The sequence below is a fragment of the Acidobacteriota bacterium genome, from assembly GCA_020349885.1.
In the GTDB taxonomy this organism is placed as follows: Bacteria; Acidobacteriota.
Window position 1 is genome coordinate 374,200 of the sequence record CP070701.1, and the last position, 4,686, is coordinate 378,885.

The window sequence follows — 4,686 nt, forward strand, 5'->3', positions numbered from 1 at the left end:
ACCACGTGTGTTATGGACATCGTAGGGCCGTGATAGGATGCAAAACCGCCTTCGTAAACAACTCTTACCGTTAAAAACCGGCTCATCACCCCCCCGGGTATTGTAATAGCTGACTCTCCGGTGTTTTCGAGCACCACGGTCAGGTAAATCGGCTCGCCGAGGATGTGCCGGTTTTTGACAAGCTCGGAGTGCAGCTTGAGCCCCGGAGCGCCCGGAGTTATCGTGCAAGCAAACGTCAACACCGCCAGGGCCGTGAAACAACGCCCGGATGCCCTCAGATAGCTCACTCCGGCTGTTTCTCCGCAGGCGCCTTGGTCCCTTCTTCGGCTTCGCGCTCCGGTTTATCGGCGCGCCCCTGCAGGGCCTCCACGAACGCCCCCATCCGCCCTTTCCGCTTCGCGTCCTTCGTCACCCCGGCGGCTTTCTCGAACATCCCTTGAGCCTGCTGTAAATCCTGCTCCTCCACGTACAAAAGCCCGAGCGCCTCGTAGACGCCGTCGAGAAAGACGAATTCGGGCTGGTGCTTGAGGATGAACCACAAGTCCTCGATTTCTTCCTTGCGTTCGCCGGGACGCACCGAGCGATCGTGCTCGTTGACGGGATTTCGGGCGTTCCGCAAGCGGCTTTCGACGATCTCTTGCGGCGTGACGGGCTTGTCCCCGCGAAGGGGCGCGAAGTTCGGCTTACGGTGCTCCCACAGGGCGTAAGACGTGTAAAGAGAGGAGGGGAATTTTTCGTGGAGGTCGTTAATCACCTCTCGAAGCTTTCCGACGACGCTACAGCATGTCAGCTCCTCAACTTGAGTCTTCAAAAACGAAAACGCCTCACGGTCAATTCCTTGGGCCCTCTCTACCTCAACCACGACCTCTTCCGACCGCACTTCTCCGACCCAATAGCTCTCAGCAGGTACTCCTTCTGTCTTCAATTCCGTCGGCATAGGCTTGTCGTCCGCGCGAAGCACGAAGCGCAACCGGTATTGCCCTGGCTCCAGCATCTCATACCACTGGTTCAGCACGTAAACGTCGCGCCGCTCATAATCCGCTTCAAATTTGTCAGTTCCATAAAACGGCCACATCCTATCGTCGTGCCATCGAGCACAGGGCTTCCCTGCTCCACCGGGCCCCTGGATTTCCACGAAATAATGCCTCTTCGCGGTAAGGCCTGTCCAGATGGGCGAGTATATCGTTCTTCCACTTACATTTCGCACCTCAACGGTCACGTGAATAGGCTCGCCTTGGGTATACACATGTTTGAGGGTTGAAAACGTTACTTGAAACGGCGCTTCTTGGGCGTAGATTGGAATGCATGCTAAGTTCAAGGCCAGGGCTAACAGTGTTTTGTTATTCATGATGGTTACTCCATTTTCCAAACTTTAGTTGTTAGGGGGTAATCCGTCTATCGCTCCCCGGACTTCTTCCGTATCTTTAGCGCCGCTGCTGTCGCTGTTAAGGGAGTGGTCAAATTTTATAATGTCGTTTTCAGCGTCCCGCGACTCGTTCATTACGCACAATTCCGTGGGGCATGTCGTCGCGATGCACCAAGCATCATTTAGATCATGGCCGAGGCTGTCTTCCGGGTTAACGCCAAACTGGTGTCCAAACTCATGGCAGACAACATCGCGGTTGGCCGCAGGCGCATCCGCGGCGCTGGCTTCAATCCTTTTTATCCATACAAAGTTAAGTTCCTTTCCGTCGTGGCTGGTCCCTTTGCTAAGTGGATTATCCGAACGCTCGGTGCCACCTACTAAGAATAGATAGTTTGCTTTCGTTTGATTTGAAAACCAGATGTCACGGAAAGGTGTCAAATCTGCCAGTACGAAACTTGGACGATAGGGAACCGCACCTCGCCCTGCATCTGGAAAAAGGTACTCCACGAACACCTCGCCGTAAGTATCATGCAAGAGCCCCGCATCCGCCTTGTAAAACCCGGTACTCGGCACGCCAACGCCCGCTCCTTTGTCGCCGCCCGCGAATCCCGCGTTGTAGCCCTGCTGCAAATCCACGTCCAGCGCCACGGAGTCGAAGCCCGTGTCCGGCGTGATGGTCTGAATCGTCGCTGCTTCATGGGCAAACATCTCGACAGGATGGTCGGCATCGAAGATGTCGATACCATCTCCGACAATGAGGTTGTGCCCCGTTTCCACCTGGATTGTATCGGGCAAGCTGTCTCCGTCCGGCGTAAAATCGCTAAAGAGCATACCGCCTCTCCGATACATATCATCCCTCTCTACATAAATACGCTTCCACGCCGTGATTGTTCCGCTCTCGGCCTTGATGCGAGTCCCGGGGTTGGGCGGGTCGTCGCCTGCGAACGGTTCGAAGCTCGCCTGAATCTTGTAGTTGTCTCCCGCGTAGCGGTCGGTTATGTAGAGCGTCACTTCGACCGTTCCGTCTGCTCCCGTTACTACCGAGGTCGTGTCCACCGACCGGTCCGCCGCGCTGAAGCTCCCGGCGTCCTCCCCCGCCACCTTGTCATTATTGTCCCCGAAGCTCGGTGTGCCGTAGAGCGCCGTATCCGGGGGGTCTATGATGCGAAGGTACACGGTTTCACCCACCAGCGGCGGATTGGTGATGACCTTTATCGTGACCTGCCCGTCCGCGCTCTGGGCCGTGCTCGGGTAGGGAAGACCATGCAGCCTGGAAATAAGCACCCGGGTGCTGCGAAGCGGCGTCAGGACAATGTCTATATCCCAATCTTTGTAAATTTTCGTCTTCTCCGCGGCATATATAAAGGCGTACCGATCGGCGTTTTCCGCGTAGGCCGCGTCCATGACGGTCTCCAGCGTATTAACGAATATGTTTTCCACCTCGTTCCAATCGAGGCCGTGCGGAACTCCCGGCCCAAGCGAGCCTCCATCATAAGCGCCATCGAGATAGGAAATCCACAGGTGGCCGTCACCCGGCACAAAGGGACTAAGCCCCGTCATCCACATCGCGCCGTCCGAGGTCAATTGCGTGCCCGCCGGATCGTCGGGGAAAAGAAAACCTCCGGGCCAGTTCCCCCAGTTCTTGTCTAGGGACACGTCGTTCCTTTCTATCCTTCGCGGAAGGCTGGAGAAGCCGTCGAACAGGTAGGCGAAATTCACCGGGTTCTCGGACGGATGAACGTCCAATCCCCGTGCATGTATCGGGTCTGACCCGTCTCCCGCATCCACGGTCGAGGCAAAGAGTTCGTCCGTATAAGGCGATGTAACAAGGATAGAGCGAACGTTTCGCGGATTCGGCGGCACCGTGGGAGAGCCGCTTGAATAATAAAGCTTTCCCTCGGCGCTTATCTCCGAAATGAAAGGATCGGGGTAAGCGGATACCCTGGCAACCGGGTTGAGCGGGTCGGCGGGGTCGAGGTCGAAAATTTCTTCCGTTCCCCGATCCGCTATCCACAGGTGCAGGTCGCTGTCGTTGAAAGCGATGGAAGTAATGTCGGTAAAGTCCTCGTCGTTCTCCAGGATATAGAAGGCGAGCAAGTTGCTTCGTTCGCCGTCCGCCCGGGTCACGGTCACGTTCGAGGAAAAGGCCTCGGATGGAACGTCAACGTTGAGGGCCGTAGTGCTTCCGCCCGTGACCTCCGCCTTGAGATAGGCGAACTCCACGATGTTGTTTTTAGGAACGGGGTCAAAGTGGTCTCCGTTTACGACGATGGAGTCGCCCTGCTTTCCGGAATTGGCGGGAGAAAAGGACGTGATAACCGGCGGCTCATCGGGAAAGAACCCCTGCCCCTTCACTATTCTGGGCTCTGCTACCGGGTCGCCGGTCGCAGTGAGGTCCACGGTTTCGTAGTAGAAAATCTCCCCGCTGCTCAGCGATTCTGAGTCGGTCAGCGTCAGCAAGGTCGTGTTCCGCTCGAGCGTGGTATTGTCGTAGGCGAAATCCACCTGCCGGGAGCGCGTGACGGCGTATTGCCCGCTGCTCCCGACGCTCCACGTTAATACGGCGTCACTGCCGCTCAAGCCCACCTGGAGGAGGATGCCGTCGTCGTGGGCGAAGGCGCTCGACAGCGTCCATACCGCCGCGGCCAGAAGGAGGGGTCGATTCCTTAGATGCATCTTGGCTTTTCCTTCCTACAATCAAGATACACCGTTTTACGAGAAAGTCAAGCGGATTCGCGCGGCCAGAAGCCAGCCCCGACCCGTCGGGGTAATTTTTTACGTAGTGGTTTGAGGTTTACCCGCCTCCGGCGGGTCGGCAACCCAGACTAAGAGTCTGGGCAAGCTCCGCCTAGAGCGGCAAATTTTACCCGCCAGGATCGTTAGGGCGGGCCGGCAATCCCGACGGTAGTCGGGATAAAAAGCGGCAAGTTTTACCCCGATGCGGAGCGTCGGGGCCGGCAACCCAGACTAAGAGTCTGGGCAAGATCCGGCAAAAACGGCAAGTCGGCCAAAATCGTTGACAAGAGGCGCGCCGGGCGCGAGTGTGCATGGATATGCGCGCAAACGGAAAGGAGTCCGATTCCATGAAGGAAACACAACCTCTTGTCAAGAACGGAACCGTTCTGGAACTTCCCGCCCGGCGCGTTCCGACCGAGGCCCAGCGCGAGGCGAGCCGCCGGAACGCCAGGCGCTCGACCGGCCCCCGCTCCGAGCGGGGCAAGGCCGCGTCCTCGATGAACGCCATCAAGCACGGCGTCTTCGCGCGCGAGGCCGTCCTGCGCACCAAGCTCGCCGACGAGAGCAGGGACGAGTTCGAAAGA

The 4,686-nt window shown here is 57.5% G+C and carries 4 protein-coding genes; 1 reads left to right on the top strand and 3 read right to left on the bottom strand.

Annotation, left to right across the window (positions count from 1 at the left end; translation table 11 throughout):
* The 3 genes from JSV08_01660 to JSV08_01670 form a co-directional block, all read right to left on the bottom strand.
* Positions 1-287: hypothetical protein (locus tag JSV08_01660; GenBank protein UCF81153.1), on the bottom strand; the 287-nt coding region annotated here is incomplete at its 3' end.
* Positions 284-880, bottom strand: a complete 597-nt coding sequence (locus tag JSV08_01665) for a hypothetical protein (GenBank protein UCF81154.1) — start codon at positions 878-880, stop codon at positions 284-286. The genes JSV08_01665 and JSV08_01660, both read right to left, overlap by 4 nt.
* Before the next feature lie 492 nt (positions 881-1,372).
* Positions 1,373-3,871: an IPT/TIG domain-containing protein gene (locus JSV08_01670; protein ID UCF81155.1), complete on the bottom strand. Its 2,499-nt coding sequence runs from the start codon at positions 3,869-3,871 to the stop codon at positions 1,373-1,375.
* 578 nt (positions 3,872-4,449) lie between these two features.
* On the opposite strand from JSV08_01670, the gene JSV08_01675 reads away from it, so the two are divergent.
* Positions 4,450-4,686, top strand: a 237-nt coding sequence (locus tag JSV08_01675) for a hypothetical protein (protein ID UCF81156.1), incomplete at its 3' end; no start/stop codon positions are given.